General features: G+C 68.8%; 21 protein-coding genes. 14 read left to right on the forward strand and 7 right to left on the reverse strand.

The features are described from left to right. The first annotated feature begins 41 nt into the window (after positions 1-41). From D7I44_RS15310 to D7I44_RS15335, 6 genes are all read left to right on the forward strand, one after another. A complete protein-coding gene (locus D7I44_RS15310; RefSeq protein WP_120790287.1) occupies positions 42-731 on the forward strand; it encodes a YggS family pyridoxal phosphate-dependent enzyme in 690 nt (229 codons plus the stop codon). A gap of 52 nt (positions 732-783) precedes the next feature. Continuing rightward, positions 784-1,287 (forward strand): cell division protein SepF, encoded by a 504-nt coding sequence (locus tag D7I44_RS15315; protein ID WP_120790288.1) that lies wholly within the window; start codon positions 784-786, stop codon positions 1,285-1,287. Between the two features lie 38 nt (positions 1,288-1,325). Next, a complete protein-coding gene (locus tag D7I44_RS15320) occupies positions 1,326-1,625 on the forward strand; it encodes a YggT family protein (RefSeq protein WP_245979722.1) in 300 nt (99 codons plus the stop codon). Between the two features lie 63 nt (positions 1,626-1,688). Beyond that, positions 1,689-2,372, forward strand: coding sequence for a DivIVA domain-containing protein (locus tag D7I44_RS15325; RefSeq protein ID WP_120790289.1), 684 nt, complete (start codon positions 1,689-1,691; stop codon positions 2,370-2,372). Next, entirely contained in the window at positions 2,362-2,916 is a 555-nt protein-coding gene (gene lspA, locus D7I44_RS15330) for a signal peptidase II (RefSeq protein WP_245979728.1), read from the forward strand. The genes D7I44_RS15325 and lspA overlap by 11 nt, the downstream gene beginning before the upstream one ends. Continuing rightward, positions 2,903-3,820, forward strand: coding sequence for an RluA family pseudouridine synthase (locus D7I44_RS15335; protein ID WP_120790290.1), 918 nt, complete (start codon positions 2,903-2,905; stop codon positions 3,818-3,820). Before lspA ends, D7I44_RS15335 begins: the two co-directional genes overlap by 14 nt. Before the next feature lie 64 nt (positions 3,821-3,884). Here the strand turns inward: D7I44_RS15335 and D7I44_RS15340 are convergent, their stop codons facing one another. Further along, positions 3,885-4,235, reverse strand: a complete 351-nt coding sequence (locus D7I44_RS15340; protein WP_120790291.1) for a hypothetical protein — start codon at positions 4,233-4,235, stop codon at positions 3,885-3,887. A 162-nt stretch (positions 4,236-4,397) separates the two neighbouring features. On the opposite strand from D7I44_RS15340, the gene dnaE reads away from it, so the two are divergent. The 4 genes from dnaE to D7I44_RS15360 are packed head-to-tail and all read left to right on the forward strand — an operon-like array spanning position 4,398 to position 10,786. Then, positions 4,398-7,928, forward strand: coding sequence for a DNA polymerase III subunit alpha (dnaE, locus tag D7I44_RS15345; RefSeq protein WP_120790292.1), 3,531 nt, complete (start codon positions 4,398-4,400; stop codon positions 7,926-7,928). A 23-nt stretch (positions 7,929-7,951) separates the two neighbouring features. After that, positions 7,952-9,256 carry a histidinol dehydrogenase gene (gene hisD, locus D7I44_RS15350; protein ID WP_120790293.1) on the forward strand — a complete coding sequence of 435 codons (1,305 nt, stop codon included), beginning with the start codon at positions 7,952-7,954 and terminating at the stop codon, positions 9,254-9,256. 9 nt (positions 9,257-9,265) lie between these two features. Then, positions 9,266-9,727, forward strand: coding sequence for a transcriptional regulator NrdR (gene nrdR / locus D7I44_RS15355; protein WP_120790294.1), 462 nt, complete (start codon positions 9,266-9,268; stop codon positions 9,725-9,727). A gap of 21 nt (positions 9,728-9,748) precedes the next feature. Next, the gene (locus tag D7I44_RS15360) at positions 9,749-10,786 is read left to right on the forward strand and encodes a quinone-dependent dihydroorotate dehydrogenase (RefSeq protein WP_120790295.1); all 1,038 of its coding nucleotides are present in this window, start codon (positions 9,749-9,751) and stop codon (positions 10,784-10,786) included. A 125-nt stretch (positions 10,787-10,911) separates the two neighbouring features. On the opposite strand, the gene D7I44_RS15365 is transcribed toward D7I44_RS15360, so the two are convergent. From D7I44_RS15365 to D7I44_RS15375, 3 genes are all read right to left on the reverse strand, one after another. Continuing rightward, positions 10,912-11,490, reverse strand: coding sequence for a hypothetical protein (locus tag D7I44_RS15365; RefSeq protein ID WP_120790296.1), 579 nt, complete (start codon positions 11,488-11,490; stop codon positions 10,912-10,914). Next, complete coding sequence (locus D7I44_RS15370; protein WP_120790297.1) at positions 11,487-11,756, reverse strand: hypothetical protein; 270 nt, start codon at positions 11,754-11,756, stop codon at positions 11,487-11,489. The genes D7I44_RS15365 and D7I44_RS15370 overlap by 4 nt, the downstream gene beginning before the upstream one ends. Before the next feature lie 78 nt (positions 11,757-11,834). Continuing rightward, positions 11,835-12,107, reverse strand: coding sequence for a winged helix-turn-helix transcriptional regulator (locus D7I44_RS15375; RefSeq protein ID WP_120791000.1), 273 nt, complete (start codon positions 12,105-12,107; stop codon positions 11,835-11,837). On the opposite strand from D7I44_RS15375, the gene D7I44_RS15380 reads away from it, so the two are divergent. Further along, complete coding sequence (locus D7I44_RS15380) at positions 12,097-12,732, forward strand: VOC family protein (protein WP_162940319.1); 636 nt, start codon at positions 12,097-12,099, stop codon at positions 12,730-12,732. The two genes, D7I44_RS15375 and D7I44_RS15380, sit on opposite strands and share 11 nt — an antisense overlap. A gap of 8 nt (positions 12,733-12,740) precedes the next feature. Here D7I44_RS15380 and D7I44_RS15385 read toward each other — a convergent pair whose 3' ends face one another. The 3 genes from D7I44_RS15385 to D7I44_RS15395 form a co-directional block, all read right to left on the reverse strand. Continuing rightward, positions 12,741-13,265 carry a GrpB family protein gene (locus D7I44_RS15385; RefSeq protein ID WP_120790299.1) on the reverse strand — a complete coding sequence of 175 codons (525 nt, stop codon included), beginning with the start codon at positions 13,263-13,265 and terminating at the stop codon, positions 12,741-12,743. A gap of 112 nt (positions 13,266-13,377) precedes the next feature. Beyond that, complete coding sequence (locus tag D7I44_RS15390) at positions 13,378-14,280, reverse strand: ribonuclease HI family protein (RefSeq protein WP_120790300.1); 903 nt, start codon at positions 14,278-14,280, stop codon at positions 13,378-13,380. Further along, positions 14,277-14,882 carry a DUF3043 domain-containing protein gene (locus D7I44_RS15395; protein ID WP_120790301.1) on the reverse strand — a complete coding sequence of 202 codons (606 nt, stop codon included), beginning with the start codon at positions 14,880-14,882 and terminating at the stop codon, positions 14,277-14,279. Before D7I44_RS15395 ends, D7I44_RS15390 begins: the two co-directional genes overlap by 4 nt. Positions 14,883-14,922: 40 nt before the next feature. Between D7I44_RS15395 and D7I44_RS15400 the strand changes: the two genes are divergently transcribed. The 3 genes from D7I44_RS15400 to ctaC all read left to right on the forward strand — a co-directional run bounded on the left by D7I44_RS15400 (position 14,923) and on the right by ctaC (position 17,801). Then, positions 14,923-16,332 (forward strand): dipeptidase, encoded by a 1,410-nt coding sequence (locus tag D7I44_RS15400; protein ID WP_120790302.1) that lies wholly within the window; start codon positions 14,923-14,925, stop codon positions 16,330-16,332. Positions 16,333-16,375: 43 nt separating this feature from the next. After that, the gene (locus D7I44_RS15405) at positions 16,376-16,744 is read left to right on the forward strand and encodes a HesB/IscA family protein (protein ID WP_120790303.1); all 369 of its coding nucleotides are present in this window, start codon (positions 16,376-16,378) and stop codon (positions 16,742-16,744) included. Between the two features lie 148 nt (positions 16,745-16,892). Beyond that, positions 16,893-17,801, forward strand: coding sequence for an aa3-type cytochrome oxidase subunit II (gene ctaC, locus D7I44_RS15410; protein WP_120790304.1), 909 nt, complete (start codon positions 16,893-16,895; stop codon positions 17,799-17,801). Positions 17,802-17,804 lie beyond the last annotated feature (3 nt).

Raw genomic sequence — 17,804 nt, forward strand, 5'->3', positions numbered from 1 at the left:
AGAGTTCGGCCTGCCCGGCCCGGGCTCGTGAAGTAGAGCCCGTGTCAGAGCTTGCGCAGCGGCTCGCCGCGGTGCGAGCGGAGATCGCGGATGCCGCACGCGCGGCCGGCCGCGACGAGAGCGAGCTCACGACGATCGTCGTGACCAAGTTCCACTCGGCAGGGCTCGTCCGCGAGCTGCACGCCCTCGGCGTGCGGAACGTGGGCGAGAACCGCCACCAGGAGGCGCTGGCCAAGGCATCCGCTCTCGCCGATCTCGACGACCTCGTCTGGCACTTCATCGGTCAGCTGCAGTCGAACAAGGCGCGGCAGGTCAGGCGGTACTCGCACATCGTGCACTCGGTCGACCGGGCGGCCCTCGTCGACGCTCTGGCCCGCCGCGAGGGCGACCCGGCCGACGAGGTGGTCGACGTGTTCCTGCAGCTGAACCTCACCGACGACCCCGAGCGCGGCGGCGTCGCACCCGGCGCCCTCGAGGCGCTCGCAGAGCACGCGCTCGCCACCCCTGGTCTGCGGGTGCGCGGGGTGATGGCCGTCGCACCCCTCGGGGAGGAGCCGCGTGCGGCGTTCGAGCGTGTACGGCAGGCATCCGACCGCCTCCGCCGCATCGCGCCGGACGCGCGCGACATCTCGGCGGGCATGTCCGGCGACTTCCGCGCCGCGATCCTGGAAGGCGCGACACACCTTCGCATCGGGACCGCAATCACGGGTTCACGCCCCGCGGCGCGTTAATCTGGCGCAGTCGGCGGCACGCGCGGACCGAAGCACGGCAACGGAGGACGAAATGGCCAACCCGCTCAAGAAGACCATGGTCTACCTCGGTCTCGCGGACGAGGAGTTCGAGTACGAGGAAGACCAGCGCGAGAGCGCGCCGGTCTCCCACCACGCCCCGCAGCAGGCCGCGGCACCCGTCGCGCCGGCACCCCAGCCGCGCCCCGAGCGTGCGCCGGTCGTGCCGATCCGCAAGAACACCCCCGTTCGAGCACAGCAGGCGGTTCCAGAGATGAACGAGATCCTCACGGTCCACCCGCGCCAGTACCGGGACGCGCAGGCGATCGCCGAAGCGTTCCGCGACGGCATCCCGGTGATCATCAACCTGTCGCAGATGAACGACGCCGACGCGCGCCGCCTCATCGACTTCGCGAGCGGCCTGTCGCAGGGTCTGCTCGGCAAGATCGAGCGCGTCACCAACAAGGTCTTCCTGCTCTCGCCGCAGCACGTCTCGGTGCTGGGCGAGCAGAAGGCCGCAGGCGCCGAAGGCGACTCGTCGTTCTTCAACCAGGCGTGAGTCAGCTTCGGGCCTGACGCGTCCGCAATACTTCTAGCGTGGCCCTCGCAATCGTCGCCAGCATCGTCTACTACCTGCTGCTGATCTACTTCCTGACCATGTGGGCGCGCTTCGTCCTCGATCTCGTGCGTGCGCTGCGACGCGGCTGGCGCCCTCGTGGAGCGGGCCTCATCGCCGCCGAAGTGGTCTACACGCTCACCGATCCGCCGATCCGGCTGTTCCGTCGCCTGCTGCCGCCGGTGTCCTTCGGGCAGATCGGGCTCGACTTCGGGTGGCCGATCACGATGTTGTGCGTTGTGATCCTGATGTATGTCGCAGGCCTGTTCGCGGTCGTCTGATTTGCTAAGTTTGGTCAAACACGTCCCTGACGTTCCCGATTCGAAAGCTAAGGGTGGAAAGCCATGGCGCTTACTCCGGAAGACGTAGTCAACAAGCGGTTTCAGCCGACGAAGTTCCGCGAGGGCTACGACCAGGACGAGGTCGATGACTTCCTTGACGAGGTCGTCGTCGAGCTGCGTCGCCTCAACCAGGAGAACGACGAGCTGAAGCAGCGCCTGGTCGCCGCCGACTCGCGCGTCGCCGAGCTGCAGCGCAGTGGCGCGTCTGCCGCCCCCGCGCCGGTTCCCGCACCTGTTCCCGTCGTCGCCCCCGTGCCGGCCGCGGTGAGCACGCCGACCACCGCGATGCCGGTCGCCGCGCCGTCGCCCGTCGACGAGACGCAGAGCACCAACAACCTGCTGCAGCTGGCGCGCCGCCTGCACGAAGAGCACGTGGCAGAGGGCAAGGCCAAACGCGACGAGCTGATCGCCGACGGCCACGCGACCGCCGCGCGCCTCGTCGCAGAGGCCGAGTCGAAGCAGAAGGAGCAGATCGCGGTGCTCGACCAGCAGCGCGTCACGCTCGAGAACAAGATCGACGAGCTGCGCACCTTCGAGCGCGACTACCGGGCCAAGCTGAAGAGCTACATCGAGGGCCAGCTGCGCGACCTCGACCAGGCAGGCGGCTCCGCCCCCACGAACACCGGCTCGGCGCCTGTCGCGCAGAACACCGGCTCGGCTCCGAGCTACCAGGGCTTTGGAGCGTAGCGCCGCCGCGAAGGTCAGCGTTCGCGCGATCGTCGTCCTCGCCGCCGTCGCCGTTTTCGTCTTCGGCGTCGACCAGGTGGCCAAGGCACTGGTGCTCGCGCATCTCACGGAGGGCGAGCAGGTTCCCGTTCTGGGGAACCTGCTCGTTTTCCTGTTCACCCGCAACCCGGGTGCTGCCTTCTCGATCGGCACCGGCTCGACGTGGATCTTCACGATCATCGCGATCGCCGTCCTCGTCTTCGTCATCTGGTATGCGCGTCGCATCCGCACCGTGTGGTGGGCGATCGTCTTCGGCCTGCTGCTCGGCGGCCTGCTCGGCAACCTGTTCGACCGACTGTTCCGGCCGCCTGGGTTCGGGCAAGGCGAGGTCATCGACTTCATCAAGATCCCGCTGCTGCCGGCGATCTTCAACCTCGCCGACTCGGCGATCGTCGCGGCGATGGCGCTGTTCCTGATCCTCACGATCCTGGGCGTCGGGCTCGACGGTCGCAGGGCAGTGCGAGCGGATGCCGAAGCAGAAGAGCCCCGCGATGGAGACGCGTAGCTACTCCGTCCCCGACGGGCTCGAGGGCAGTCGGGTCGACGCCGGGGTCGCGCGGCTGCTCGGCTTCTCGCGGTCGTTCGCGGCCGACGTCGCCGAGGCAGGCGGCGTGCTCCTCGACGGGCGCCCGGTCGGGAAGAGCGGCCGGCTGACGGCGGGCTCGTGGCTCGAGGTCTCGTGGGAGGAGAAGCGCGGCCCCGTGGTCGAAGCGATCCCCATTCCCGAGCTGCGCATCGTGCACGACGACGACGACCTGGTCGTGGTCGACAAGCCGTCCGGCGTCGCCGCGCACCCGTCGGTGGGCTGGGAGGGGCCGACCGTCGTCGGCGCCCTCGCCGCTGCCGGCTATCGCATCTCGACCTCAGGGGCCGCCGAGCGGCAGGGAGTCGTGCACCGCCTCGACGCGGGCACGTCCGGGCTCATGGTGGTCGCGAAGAGCGAGTACGCCTACACGATGCTGAAGCGCGCGTTCCACGACCGCACCGTCGAGAAGATCTACCACGCGGTCGTCCAGGGCCACCCCGACCCGCTGGCGGGCACCATCGATGCGCCGATCGGCAGGCATCCGAAATCCGACTGGAAATTCGCGGTCACCGCGGCCGGCAAGCCCTCGGTCACGCACTACGAGACGATCGAGGCGTTCCCGGCGGCGAGCCTGCTCGAGATCCATCTCGAGACGGGGCGCACCCACCAGATCCGCGTGCACATGGCCGCGCAGCGGCACCCGTGCGTGGGCGACCCGCTCTACGGCGCAGACCCGACGCTGTCGGCGCGGCTCGGGCTGTCTCGGCAGTGGCTGCACGCGGTGCAGCTCGGCTTCGAGCACCCGGGAACGGGGGAGTGGGTGCAGTTCACGACGGACTACCCGGAAGACCTGCAGCACGCTCTGGACGTGCTGAGCGCGTAGCGCGCGTCACGGATCCTGCCGTGTCGCGTGCCGCCGAGACGTTCCATCAGGGCGTTCTCGCGGGCTATTCGGCAGTTTCGGAAGGTCTCGGTGCGGGGTCGAATGCCGCGACACCACTGATCTCAACGTAGAACGGCTCGCTGTTGAGCGGGCCGTTCATGGCGGACAGGCGAAGGGTGCCGTCTTGCGGCACGACGTAGCCGCGCTCGCGCACGCCGAGCAGCCACGGAGTGCCGACGTACCGGAATCCCACCGACACCGTGTGCTTTCCTGCTGCCAGGGGTATGCGCGCCGGCTGCCGCCAGCGAATGGAATGCTCGTCGCCGTCGATCACGACCACAGGCCTGCCGAACGCGTAGAGGAACCAGGCGTTGAGCCAATGGCCGCGGGCCGTGAGTTCGAGTGAGGACGTCACGCTCGGCAGGCTATTCGAGAAGTGCGCAGATGTCGTCGCACGGCGCCGCGGGCGACATTTCCGCACTGCTCGCGGGAACCCTCAACCGGCGCTTGAAGCGTGTCGCGGCGGCACGCCCCGAGCGCTCCGGCGATGTCGGACGCCTGGGAGAGAATCGTTCGCATGGCATCCGACTCGTTCGTCCACCTGCACGTGCACAGTGAGTACTCGATGCTCGACGGCGCCGCCCGTCTCGGCCCGCTCGTCGACGCAGCGGTCGAGCTGGGGATGCCGGCGGTGGCCGTCACCGACCACGGCAACATGTTCGGCGCCTTCGAGTTCTGGGAGACGGCGACGGCGAAGGGCATCACGCCCATCATCGGCACCGAGGCCTACCTGACGCCGGGCACGCACCGCACCGACAAGACCCGCGTGCGCTGGGGCGACGGGGGCGGCGACGACGTGTCGGGCTCCGGCGCCTACACGCACATGACGATGTTCGCCGAGACGACCGAGGGAATGCACAACCTCTTCCGGCTGTCGTCGCTGGCGTCCATCGAGGGCTACTACTTCAAGCCCCGCATGGACCGCGAGCTGCTGAACACCTATGCGAAGGGCATCATCGCGACGACGGGCTGTCCGTCGGGCGAGGTCCAGACGCGGCTGCGGCTCGGCCAGTACAAGGAGGCGGTCGAGGCTGCCGCCGAGTTCCGCGACATCTTCGGCAAAGACAACTTCTTCGCCGAGATCATGGACCACGGCCTCGGCATCGAGCGCCGCATCATGGGCGACCTCATCAAGCTCGCGAAAGATCTCGGGCTGCCGCTGGTGGCCACGAACGACCTGCACTACACGCATGCGGAGGACCACACGAGCCACGCGGCGCTCCTGTGCGTGCAGTCCGGCTCGACGCTGAACGACCCGAACCGCTTCAAGTTCGACGCGGACGAGTTCTACCTCAAGACGCCGGAGCAGATGCGGCAGATCTTCCGCGATCATCCGGATGCCTGCGACAACACGCTCGCCATCGCCGAGCGCTGCCACGTCGAGTTCGACACGAAGGCGAGCTACATGCCGCGCTTCCCCGTGCCGGAGGGCGAGACCGAGGCGAGCTGGTTCGTGAAAGAGGTCAACTCCGGCCTTGAGAAGCGCTACCCGGCAGGCATCCCCGAGAAGGTGCGGGCGCAGGCCGACTACGAGATCGGCATCATCACCCAGATGGGCTTCCCCGGCTACTTCCTCGTGGTCGCCGACTTCATCAACTGGTCGAAGAACAACGGCATCCGCGTGGGTCCCGGCCGTGGCTCCGGCGCCGGCTCGATGGCGGCATACGCCATGCGCATCACCGACCTCGACCCGCTGCAGCACGGCCTGATCTTCGAGCGCTTCCTCAACCCCGATCGCGTCTCGATGCCCGACTTCGACGTCGACTTCGACGACCGGCGCCGCCTCGAGGCGGTCAAGTACGTCACCGAGAAGTACGGTTCCGAGCGCGTGGCGCAGATCGTCACCTACGGCACCATCAAGGCGAAGCAGGCCCTGAAGGACGCCGGCCGCGTGCTCGGCTTCCCCTTCTCCATGGGCGAGAAGCTCACGAAGGCGATGCCGCCCGCGGTGATGGGGAAGGACATCCCGCTCGGCGACATCTTCCGCAAAGACGCGCCGCGCTTCAAAGAGGCCGTCGACATCCGCGCCGTTATCGAGGCCGACCCCGAGGCCAAGACCGTGTTCGACACGGCGCTCGGCCTCGAGGGCCTCAAGCGCCAGTGGGGCGTGCACGCCGCCGGCGTCATCATGTCGAGCCACCCGATCATCGACGTCATCCCGATCATGAAGCGGGAGCAGGACGGGCAGATCGTCACCCAGTTCGACTATCACGCCGCCGAGGCGCTGGGTCTCATCAAGATGGACTTCCTAGGCCTCAGGAACCTGACGATCATCAGCGACGCCCTCGACAACATCAAGGCCAACACGGGCACCGAGCTCGACCTCGAGGGCCTCGCCCTCGACGACCGGCCCGCATACGAACTGCTGACCCGTGGCGACACCCTCGGTGTCTTCCAGCTCGACGGCGGCCCGATGCGCGCGCTGCTGCGGCAGATGAAGCCCGACAACTTCGAAGACATCTCGGCGCTCATCGCCCTGTACCGCCCGGGCCCGATGGGCGCGAACTCGCACATCAACTACGCGCTGCGCAAGAACGGCCTGCAAGAGGTCACCCCGATCCACCCCGAGCTCGCAGAGCCGCTCAAAGACATCCTGGACACGAGCTACGGCCTGATCATCTATCAGGAGCAGGTCATGGCCATCGCGCAGAAGGTCGCCGGCTTCTCGCTCGGCCAGGCCGACATCCTGCGCCGCGCGATGGGCAAGAAGAAGAAGTCGGAGCTCGACAAGCAGCAGGCGGGCTTCTACGAGGGCATGCAGGAGCGCGGCTACTCGAAGTCCGCGATGGACAAGCTGTGGGAGATCCTGCTGCCGTTCTCCGACTACGCCTTCAACAAGGCGCACTCGGCCGCATACGGCGTCGTCTCCTACTGGACCGCATATCTCAAGGCCCATTACCCCGCCGAGTACATGGCCGCGCTGCTGACCAGCGTCGGCGACTCGAAGGACAAGATGGCGATCTACCTCAACGAGTGCCGCCGCATGGGCATCAAGGTGCTGCCGCCCGACGTGAACGAGTCGATCGGGTTCTTCGCGGCCGTCGGCTCCGACATCCGCTTCGGCCTCGGCGCCGTGCGCAACGTCGGCATGAACGTCGTCGACGGCATCGTCGCCGCCCGCACCGAGAAGGGCCGCTTCGAGTCGTTCCACGACTTCCTGAAGAAGGTGCCGCTGCACGTCGCGAACAAGCGCACCGTCGAGTCGCTCATCAAGGCGGGCGCGTTCGACTCGTTCGGCGCGAGCAGGCGCGCGCTGCTCGAGATCCACGAGGGCGCCGTCGAGTCGGTCGTGAACGAGAAGCGCGTCGAGGCTACCGGGCAGGCGGGCTTCGATTTCGACATGCTCATGGCGGATGCCTCGGCCGACGCCGGCACCGGCCCGATCTCGGTCGTGCCCGATCGACCGGAGTGGAGCAAGCGCGACAAGCTCGCCTTCGAGCGCGAGATGCTCGGGCTCTACGTCTCCGACCATCCCCTGGCGGGGCTCGAGCTCGACCTCGCGAAGCAGGCGTCGACGTCGATCGCCGACCTCACGGGCTCCGAGGCCACGCAGGACGGCGACCAGGTGACGATCGCGGGCCTCGTGACCGGCGTCCAGCACCGCGTCGCCAAGCAGTCAGGGAACCAGTACGGGATCATCAGCGTCGAGGACTTCGGCGGCGAGATCCAGGTCATGTTCATGGGCAAGGCGTATCAGGAGTTCGCGCCCGCACTGACCGCCGACTCGATCGTGACCGTACGCGGCCGCGTGTCGATGCGCGACGACGGCATGAACCTGCACGCCTACAACCTCGTCACGCTGCAGTTCGAGCAGTCGAGCGGGGTCTCAGGTCCTCTCGTCCTCACGATGCCAGAGCATCGGGCGACCGTCGACGTCGTCACCGAGCTCGGCGACGTGCTGATCCGGCACGCCGGCGCGAACGAGGTGCGCCTCAGGCTCACCCGCGGGGGAGTCGCGCGCATCTTCGAGCTGCCCTACCAGGTCTCCGTCACCCCTGACCTGTTCGGCGAGCTCAAGGGGCTCCTGGGGCCGGCGTGCCTGGCGTGAGTCGCCGGTAGGCTTAACGGCCTATGCGCACCATCGACCTGCGCGGAATCGACCTGGCGACGGCCGATCTCCGCACCCTGGTTCCTCGCCCCGTCGTCAATGTCGAGGTGGCGTCGCAGGCCGCGGCCGAGCTGATCGCGGCGGTGCGAGAGCGCGGCTCGAGTGCGCTTCTCGATCAGAGCGAGCGCTTCGACGGCATCCGCCCGCCGGCCCTGCGCGTGCCGAGCGAAGCGATCCTGGCCGCAGTCGACGGGCTCGACCCGACGGTGCGCGCGGCCCTCGACGAGGCGATCGTGCGCGTGCGCAAGGGCAGCGCCGCGCAGGTGCCGCCGCCGCAGACCACCACCTTCGCCGACGGTGCGACGGTCGTGCAGCGCTGGCAGCCCGTCGACCGCGCGGGCCTCTACGTGCCCGGCGGCAAGGCGCCGCTCGCGTCGAGCGTCGTGATGAACGTCGTGCCCGCTCAGGCCGCCGGCGTGCGATCGCTCGCCCTCGCGAGCCCCGCGCAGAAGGAGTTCGGAGGCCTGCCGCACCCGACGATCCTCGCGGCGGCCGGCCTGCTCGGCGTCGACGAGGTCTGGGCGATGGGCGGCGCCGGAGCGATCGGCGCGCTCGCCTACGGTGTGCCCGACGCCGGCCTCGCGCCCGTGCAGATCATCACCGGCCCCGGCAACATCTATGTCGCCGCCGCCAAGCGGCTGGTGCGCGGCGTCGTCGGCATCGATTCAGAGGCCGGCACGACCGAGATCCTGATCATCGCCGACGAGACCGCGAGCCCCGCGCTCGTCGCGGCCGACCTGCTCAGCCAGGCCGAGCACGACGAGGCGGCGGCGAGCGTCCTGGTCACCGATTCGACCGAATTGGCGGATGCCGTGGCCGAGGTTCTCGAGCAGCGGGCCGCCGACACCGCGAACTCCGAGCGCGCCGCGACGGCGCTCGCCGGCCCGCAGTCGGCGATCATCCTCGTCGAGGACGAGATCGTCGCCGCGGCGATCAGCAACGCGTACGGCCCCGAGCACCTCGAACTGCACACCGTGAACCCGCACGCGACGCTCGCGAACATCGCGGACGCCGGCGCGATCTTCCTCGGCGGCTACTCGCCGGTGAGCCTCGGCGACTACATGGCCGGCTCGAACCACGTGCTGCCGACCGGCGGCGCCGCGCGCTACTCGGCCGCGCTCGGCGCATACTCGTTCCTGCGCCCGCAGCAGGTCATCGAGTACGACCGGGCTGCGCTGGCCGAGCTGCACGACCGCATTGTCTCGCTCGCCGATGCCGAGTCGCTCCCCGCGCACGGCGAGGCGATCACGGCCAGGTTCGAGGGTTAGGGTTCCGGCATGTTCTGCCCGTTCTGCCGCCACCCTGACTCCCGCGTGATCGACTCGCGCACGAGTGACGACGGCCTCTCGATCCGGCGTCGCAGGCAGTGCCCCGAGTGTGGCCGCCGCTTCTCGACGATCGAGACCGCGAGCCTCAACGTGATCAAGCGCTCGGGCGTCGTCGAGCCGTTCAGCCGCGAGAAGGTCATCGCGGGGGTGCGCAAGGCGTGCCAGGGTCGACCGGTGACCGACACCGACCTCGCGGTCCTCGCGCAGAAGGTGGAGGAGACCATCCGGGCCACCGGCGCCTCCCAGATCGACGCCAACGAGATCGGCGTCGCCGTGCTGCCCGAGCTGCGCGAGCTCGACGAGGTCGCGTTCCTGCGCTTCGCGAGCGTCTATCTGGCCTTCGACTCGCTCGACGACTTCGAGTCGGCGATCGGCCAGCTGCGTCGCGACCACGCGCCGGCATCCGAATAGCCCCGATATTCTGATCTCGGCATGTACCGGATCATCTTCAACCTCGTCTTCAAGCGTATGGACCCGGAACGGGCCCACCACCTCGCCTACGTGTTCATCCAGGTGATCCAGGCGCTCGGGCTGTCTCAGCTCGTGCACGACTTCACCCGCCCGCGCACCGACATCACCGTACATACCCTCGGCCGCACCTTCGAGACGCCGTTCGGCCTCGCGGCCGGGTTCGACAAGGACGGCAAGATCGTCATGGGCCTCGGCGGCCTCGGCTTCGGCCACGTCGAGGTCGGCACCCTCACCGCGATCGCCCAGCCGGGGAATCCGAAGCCGCGGCTGTTCCGGCTGATCGCCGATGGCGCCCTCATCAACCGCATGGGCTTCAACAACCACGGCGCGGCCGCTGCGGCACAGCGGCTGCGGCACGTCGAGCGACTGCGCCCGCGCCCCGTGCTCGGCGTCAACATCGGCAAGAGCCGGGTCGTCGAGGTCGACGACGCGCTGCACGATTACCGCGAGTCCGCGTCGGTGCTGGCTCCGGTCGCCGACTACCTCGCCGTCAATGTGTCGTCGCCGAACACGCCCGGTCTGCGCGGCCTGCAGGAGATCGAGAAGCTCGCCCCCATCCTCGAGACCGTCCGACTGCATTCGGCAGGAACTCCGGTGCTCGTCAAGATCGCTCCGGACCTCAGCGATGACGAGGTGGTACGCATTGCGGGCCTGGCCGTCGATGTCGGCCTCGACGGCATCATCGCGACGAACACGACGATCGCGCGCGACGGCTTGGGGCTCGCGACGGATGCTTCGGCGGTCGCCGCTCTCGGCCCCGGCGGTCTGTCGGGGGCGCCGCTCGCCCCGCGCTCGCTCGAGGTGCTGAAGCTCATCCGCGAGCATGTGCCGGCGACGATGTGCGTGATCTCCGTCGGCGGCGTGCGCACCGCAGCCGATGTCGCCGAGCGCCTCGCCGCGGGCGCGACCCTCGTGCAGGGCTACAGCGAGTTCATCTACTCAGGGCCGCTCTGGGTGCGTTCGATCAACCGCGGCCTCGACAAGCTGCTGAAGAAGTAGCGGAGGCCTGCGCGCGGGAGCCGGTGCCCTGAGGGAAGGGATCCGGCCCGCATGCCCGCGTGTCGCGGACTCGCGCACGGCGTGCCGCCCGAATCCCTTCCGCCATGGGCGCGCACTCTCAGCCCTCAGGCTCGGCCTTCAGGCGCTGCAGGAGCGCCCGTGGGGCGTGCCCAGTAGCCCCAGGGGAAGGTGTTGTGGCGGATCAGCTGCCAGCCGTCCGCCGTCAGCCTGCCGCGCGAGCCGGTTCCCCAGACTACGCGCTGGTGCTCCCACTGCTCATCGGATTTCTCCAGCACGTGGTGCAGTGTGCCGTAGTCGACCGAGTGCCAGCCGTGGCGGCCGGCTTCGGCAAGTGCCGCCATCTCGTCGAATGCGGTGACCGGCGACAGAACCCGGCGCGAGCCCGTCGCTACGGGCGCCGGCGAGGTGCCGAAGCGCTGCTGCGCAGCCTGCTTGCTGACGCCGAGCACACGGCCGATCGCATCCCAGCTGTGGCCGGCGCTGCGCGCCCCGCTGATCGACTCGCGCAGTAGGCGGCTGGCCTCCTCTGAAGCGACCCGCGCCGAGTCGACGAGGGTGAGGGCGGCCGCCGGCTCGGTCTCGAGGGCGCCGCCGAGGCCATGGGGCGTGCGGATCACCGCGTCGGCCACTGCGTCGCGGATAGCCTGCGCCTCAGCCTCCGTCACCGCCTGCGCGGCGGTCATCGCTGGTTGTCCGTGTCGGGTGGCAGTTCGCCGAGCGGGTCGAGGTCGTCGAGGCGACGGCGGCCATTGCGATGGCGTGTGGCGCGCAGTTCGGCTCCGGCGAACACGCAGAACCCGAGCATGAGGGCGATCGAGGCGCCGTAGACGAGGCCGAGCACAAAATCGGGAACGCCGTCGAAGCGGCCGATCACGGTGACGGCGAGGATCGGCACGACCACGAGCGGCAGAAGCGCCGCAGCTGCTGGACGAGGGGACGAGGTCTTCATGCTGTCAACCTATGATTGACGACGTGGTCTGTCAAGAGAATCTTGACGCAGAACCGCGCCGTCGGCTGACCGTTCCCGCTAGCTCAGATCCTCCTCCGCCCCCCAACGTCCGAGCGCGATGATCGCCTCGCGCAACGCGAACCCGCGATCGGTCAGTGCGTAGGCCCGGGTGTTGTGGCGCAGGGGCAGGCGGGACAGCACACCGGCCGCTTCGAGCTCGCGCAGGCGCGTGGCGAGGATGTTCGTCGGCACTCCGAGATCGCGTTGCAAGTGCTGCGGCGGTTGTTCCGTTGCCTCATCCGCCGCGTGGTGTGAGCTTGGGGAATCGGGGGAGGGATCGATGGAGATCACACACGTTGTCCTCACAACACGTGCGCTCGACGAGACGGCCGCCTTCTACGCGGGCGTGCTCGGACTGCACGTGGTGCGCGAGCCCGGGGAGGTGACGGTGGCGATCGGCTCGAGCGTGCTCGTCTTCCAAGAGGACACGGATGCCGCGGGCGATCAGCACCTCGCCTTCACGATCCCGACGGGGTCGTTCGCAGCGGCGCGAGGTTGGCTCGAGGCGCGGGTACCCCTGCTCGGCCTCGGCGGGGTCGACGAGTTCGACGGGCCGCCGAGCTGGAACTCGAGCTCGCTGTACTTCTACGGGCCAGACGGCTCGATTCTCGAGCTGATCGAACGGCGCGACCTCGACAACGCGGTGGCAGGCGACTTCGGGCCCCAGCAGCTTCTCTGCGTCAGCGAGATCGGCCTCGCTGTGCCTGACGTGCTCGCAACCGCGGCCGAGCTTGCGGCAGCGGGGATCGAGCCGTACGCGAACCCGCCAGGCGAATCGTTCGCCCCGGTCGGAGACGTGCACGGGTTGCTGATCCTGGTGGCGCCCGGTCGCCCGTGGTTCCCGACGCAGAGCCGCACGGCCGCCCTATCGCGGCTCAAGGTGAGCCTCGCTGGCGGGCGCGTGCTCAGGTTCTGAGCGGCTGCTCATTTCTCCCAGACATCGACGGGCGGCAATCCGCGCGCCGCTCGCGCCCGGTTCGTGATCTGCTGCACGACAGCCGTCTTGCGCTTCGTGTAGTCGGCGCCGTCGACGCTCTCTGCCGCTGCCGCCCGCTTCGCCGCGGCATAGAGCTCGCGCTCGTCATCGTGGGTCAGCAGCCAGTCGCGGAAGATGCGCTGGTTCGCGCCCTCCCAGAGCTCAGGCCGGAAGAAATGGGCGTGGTGCGTGCGATTGCCCGCTGCATCTCGACGCACGAACGTGACTCGATTCGCTGGACCGCCGGCGTTGAGACTCCACCCGAGTTCTTCGAGTGAGGCGCGATGCCGATCGACATCGCCCTCGCCGGTGCGGCGAACAGCGATGTCGATGAGCGGCTTCGCGATGAGCCCGGGAACCGAAGTCGAGCCCATGTGCTCGATCAGCCACGCGGGCTCGATGCGGCGCAGCTCGGCGGCGGCCACCGCGAACATCGTCGGCCAATCGGAGTCGTAGTTCACCAGCTCGATCACGGATGTCTCCTTGCGCTCCCAGCGGAAGAGATTCGCGCCTCCCGGCGGTGTGTCGCAACCCGGCGCACGGCGCGTCCCTCGAATCCCTTCCGGAAGAAAGGCGGGGCGGCGGTCAGGCCGCAGGCGTCCCCTGATGGAAGCGCAGCCTCCACCCCGAGGCGGTGCGCACCCACAGCGACGAGCGGCGGGCGAGACCGCGCGGGCCCGACGTCTCGAAGATGACGAGCAGGGCGTCGGATGCCGGCCGCGAAACCCCGATGACGGCCGAGACCTCGGCTCCCGAGTCCGGCGCGGACAGCAGCGCCTGGATTGTCGTGTCGCGATCCCACAGCCGCCCTGACGCGCCGATCTCCTCGAAGTCGGGGTGCAGCAGTTCGGCGAGCCGCGAGGCGTCGCCGCGCACCTCCGGCGTCAGCAGCAGGCGCTCTAGCTTGACGACGAGCTCCTCGTCGCGCTCGGGCTCCGGCGCGGCGTCGAAGAGCGCAGGCTGGGGCTCGGCCGTGACGGCGGCGGATTCTGCTGCCGCCTCGGTCGACGCGGCAGCCCCACTCCACCCCGGCCCAGCCGGAATGGATGGGCTCTTGCGCTGGAAGGCCGTGGCGACGGCGCGCGCCCTGGCATCCGCCGCCTCATTCATCGCGTGCCCCGCGTGACCCTTGACCCACTCGAACGCGACGTCGCGCCCCGCGACCAGCTCGTCGAGCCGCTTGACGAGCTCGAGGTTGAGCACGGGGGAGCCGTCGGCCTTCCGCCACCCTTTGCGCTTCCACCCGGGAATCCATTTGGTGACGGTGTTGATCACGTACTGGCTGTCGCAGAGCACCGTGAGCCGCTCGCGCGCGAGCCCGGCGGCAGCGGTCTGCTCGAGCAGGTCGACGACGGCCATCAGCTCGCCCTGGTTGTTGGTGCCGTGCGGCCAGCCGCCTGCGGCCCACCGGTCGTCGTCGACGTACCACGCCCAGCCGGCCGGGCCGGGATTGCCGAGGGCTGAGCCGTCGGCGGCCGCAACGATCAAGACGGCTGCTGGCCGCGCTTGACCTGCGGCTTCGGCATGCGCAGCGGCCGCAGCTGGATCGCGCGCATCGAAGCGTACCAGCGCACGCCGCGCTCGACCGTGCCGTACTTCTCGCGCAGCCGCTTGGCGAGCAGGCCGCCCATGACCAGGCAGTCGATGACGGTGAGCAGGAAGAAGCCCCAGACGACGATCAATACATAGGAGGAGATCGTGTTCTTGGTGGCGGCCGGGAAGGGCAGGAAGGTCACGAGCAGCAGCACGACCACGACGGGAATGAGGAACTCGCCGACGCTCCAGCGCGCGTCGACGAAGTCGCGCGCGAACTTCTTCTGCGGGCCCTTGTCGCGCACCGGCAGGTAGCGCTCGTCGCCCGCAGCCATGCCGGCCTGCTGGCGCTCGCGGTCGGTGCGGGCACGGTCGCGGTCGGCGACGCGCGCAGCCTTGCGATCGGCGGGGACGAGCGGGCGGCGGTTCGCGGCCTCGCGGTCCTTCCTGCTGGGCGTGGCGTGGCCCTTGCCCGATGCGATCTCTTCGGCTTGCGCGCGGGCGGCCTCGTTCGCGTCGGCGACGGTCGGAGCATCAGATTTGGAGCGGTTGAACACGGCGATTCCTCGGGTTTCCTATCTGATTAAGCTTAGCCGCATGACGGATGCCGCCCCCTCAGCCGAATCCCAAGATCACTCCATCGCCGAGGCCGTCGCAGGGGGTTTTCCCGCGGCCGTCGCCGAACTCGGCAAGCTCGTGCGCATCCCCTCGGTGTCATGGCCCGCGTTCGATGCGGCCCACGTGGCTGCGAGCGCGGATGCCGTGGCCGAGCTGCTGCGCGGCACCGGTGTCTTCGACACCGTCGAGGTGAAGCGCGCGCAGAAGGCCGGCTTCCCCGACGGCGAACTCGGCCATCCGGCGGTGCTCGCGACGCGCGCGGCGCGGAACGGCAGGCCGACCGTGCTGCTCTACGCCCACCATGACGTGCAGCCGCCCGGCGACGAGGCGAACTGGCAGACCACGCCCTTCGAGCCCACCGTCGTCGGCGACCGGCTGTACGGCCGCGGCGCCGCCGACGACAAGGCGGGCGTCGTCTCGCACCTCGCGGCGATCCGTGCGCTTGCGGAGACCGCGGACCCGCTCGAGCTCGGCCTCTCCGTCTTCATCGAGGGAGAGGAGGAGCACGGCTCGCACTCTTTCGTGAACTTCCTCGAAGACAACCGCGACGCCCTCGCCGCCGATGTCATCGTCGTCGCCGACAGCGACAACTGGGACACCGAGACCCCGAACCTCACCGTCGCCCTGCGCGGCGCGTGCGCCTTCAACCTGACGGTCACGACCCTCGGCCACGCCTCGCACTCGGGCATGTGGGGCGGCGCCGCGCCTGACGCGATGCTCGCCGCGATCAAGCTGCTGTCGACGCTGTGGGACGAGAACGGCTCGGTCGCCGTCTCCGGCCTCACGCACCACGACGCGCCGACGCCGCCGTTCGACGAGGCCGAGCTCGCGGCCTCGGCCGCCTTCGTCGACGGGGTGCGCGCGATCGGCACTGGAAGCGTTCTCGACCGCCTCTGGTTCCAGCCGTCCATCACCGTCACGGGCATCGACGCACCGTCGATCGCGAACGCCTCGAACACGCTCGTGCCGTCCGTCACGGTGCGCATCAGCATGCGCGTGGCGCCTGGTCAGGCATCAGATGACGCCCGTGACGCGCTGCTCGCGCACCTTGAGGCGAACGCGCCGTTCGGCGCGCAGCTCTCGTTCTCGGATATCGAGGGCGGCGACCCGTTCCTCGTCGACACCGACGGCTGGGCGGCGCAGGCGGCGAAGCAGGCGATGACGGATGCCTGGGGCAAAGCTCCCGTCGAGGCCGGCATCGGCGGCTCGATCCCTTTCATCGCGGACCTTGTCCGGGTGTTCCCCGACGCGCAGATCCTCGTGACCGGCGTCGAGGACCCTGACACGCGGGCGCACAGCCCGAACGAGTCGCTGCACCTCGGGGTCTTCCGGCGCGCGATCCTCACCGAGGCGCTTTTGCTGTCGAGACTCAACCGAAATCAAGCGTGATCTGCTTACACTGAGCGCAGACTTACCCGGAGAGGAGCTCGGCATGACCGACACCGCAGTGGCACCCCAGGTCGACGAGAAGGCGCACGGCGTCCTTCTGAGCGACGCGGCAGCAGACAAGATCAAGAGCCTGCTCTTGCAGGAGGGCCGCGACGATCTGCGCCTGCGTCTCGCGGTGCAGCCCGGCGGCTGCTCCGGCCTGATCTACCAGCTCTACTTCGACGAGCGGATGCTCGACGGCGACGGCGTTGTCGAGTTCGGCGAAGGCGTCGAGGTGATCGTCGACAAGATGAGCCAGCCGTATCTCGACGGCGCGACCGTCGACTTCGAGGACACCATCCAGAAGCAGGGCTTCACGATCGACAACCCCAACGCGCAGGGTTCGTGCGCGTGCGGCGACAGCTTCCACTGATCTTGTCGTCTGCAACGTTCAGGCCGCCTTTCGAGGCGGCCTGAACTCGTTAATCCGCACGCCACGGCCCCTGTACCACATCAGCACGGCTTCGGGAGCGCGCTAGGCTAAGCGAAGGTCCCCCAACGTTCCACACGAAAGGTCACCGGTGCGTCACACTCGTCGTATTCGATGGGCCGCGATCCCGATCGCAGCATCGCTCGCTCTGGTACTCGCCGGCTGTTCCCAGGATCAGCTGCACGGCTACCTCCCCGGCTTCGTGAAGGGCGAGAAAGACGTCACGACGATGACGAGCCGCGTCGCCGGCCTCTGGGTGACCAGCTGGATCGTGCTGCTCGTCGTCGGCATCATCGTGTGGGGCCTGATCATCTGGGCTGTCGTCGTGTACCGCCGCCGCAAGGGCCAGACCGGCCTTCCGGTGCAGCTGCGCTACAACATGCCGATCGAGATCTTCTACACGATCGTGCCGTTCATCCTCATCATCGGCTTCTTCGCCTTCACCGCGAAGGACCAGGACGCGATCGAGAAGCCGTACGCGCACCCCGACCTCAAGGTCACGGTCTACGGCAAGCAGTGGGCGTGGGACTGGGACTACACGACCAACGGCGTGTACGACCCGGGCATCCAGGCGCAGCCGGCGTCGAACGCCGCTCAGGGCCCGACCCACGGCAACGTCGACGAAGCCCAGCTGCCGACCCTGTACCTGCCCGTCAACGAGAAGGTCGACATCACGCTCAAGTCGCGTGACGTCATCCACTCGTTCTGGGTTCCGGCGTTCCTCTACAAGAAGGACGTCATCCCCGGGCACGTCAACCACATGTACGTCACACCGACCCGCATCGGCACGTACAAGGGCGACTGCGCCGAGCTGTGCGGTGAGTACCACTCGGCGATGCTGTTCCGCGTCAAGGTCGTCTCGCAGGCAGACTACGACGCACACATCGACGCGCTGAAGGCCCAGGGCTTCACCGGCTCGCTCGGCGACGACGAGAACCGCAACCAGAACCTCCCCGGCAACGGGACCGACTCCGGTTTCACCAGCAACGGCACGGACTGAGGC

This window comes from Gryllotalpicola protaetiae (assembly GCF_003627055.1).
GTDB lineage: Bacteria > Actinomycetota > Actinomycetes > Actinomycetales > Microbacteriaceae > Gryllotalpicola > Gryllotalpicola protaetiae.

What these genes read in the sequence shown, in the direction of transcription:
- D7I44_RS15315 (WP_120790288.1), top strand. Translation starts at nt 784, where the DNA reads ATGGCCAACCCGCTCAAGAAGACCATGGTCTACCTCGGTCTCGCGGAC.
- D7I44_RS15325 (WP_120790289.1), top strand. Translation starts at nt 1,689, where the DNA reads ATGGCGCTTACTCCGGAAGACGTAGTCAACAAGCGGTTTCAGCCGACG.
- D7I44_RS15335 (WP_120790290.1), top strand. Translation starts at nt 2,903, where the DNA reads ATGGAGACGCGTAGCTACTCCGTCCCCGACGGGCTCGAGGGCAGTCGG.
- dnaE (WP_120790292.1), top strand. Translation starts at nt 4,398, where the DNA reads ATGGCATCCGACTCGTTCGTCCACCTGCACGTGCACAGTGAGTACTCG.
- hisD (WP_120790293.1), top strand. Translation starts at nt 7,952, where the DNA reads ATGCGCACCATCGACCTGCGCGGAATCGACCTGGCGACGGCCGATCTC.
- nrdR (WP_120790294.1), top strand. Translation starts at nt 9,266, where the DNA reads ATGTTCTGCCCGTTCTGCCGCCACCCTGACTCCCGCGTGATCGACTCG.
- D7I44_RS15360 (WP_120790295.1), top strand. Translation starts at nt 9,749, where the DNA reads ATGTACCGGATCATCTTCAACCTCGTCTTCAAGCGTATGGACCCGGAA.
- D7I44_RS15365 (WP_120790296.1), bottom strand. Translation starts at nt 11,490, where the DNA reads ATGACCGCCGCGCAGGCGGTGACGGAGGCTGAGGCGCAGGCTATCCGC.
- D7I44_RS15370 (WP_120790297.1), bottom strand. Translation starts at nt 11,756, where the DNA reads ATGAAGACCTCGTCCCCTCGTCCAGCAGCTGCGGCGCTTCTGCCGCTC.
- D7I44_RS15380 (WP_162940319.1), top strand. Translation starts at nt 12,097, where the DNA reads ATGGAGATCACACACGTTGTCCTCACAACACGTGCGCTCGACGAGACG.
- D7I44_RS15400 (WP_120790302.1), top strand. Translation starts at nt 14,923, where the DNA reads ATGACGGATGCCGCCCCCTCAGCCGAATCCCAAGATCACTCCATCGCC.
- D7I44_RS15405 (WP_120790303.1), top strand. Translation starts at nt 16,376, where the DNA reads ATGACCGACACCGCAGTGGCACCCCAGGTCGACGAGAAGGCGCACGGC.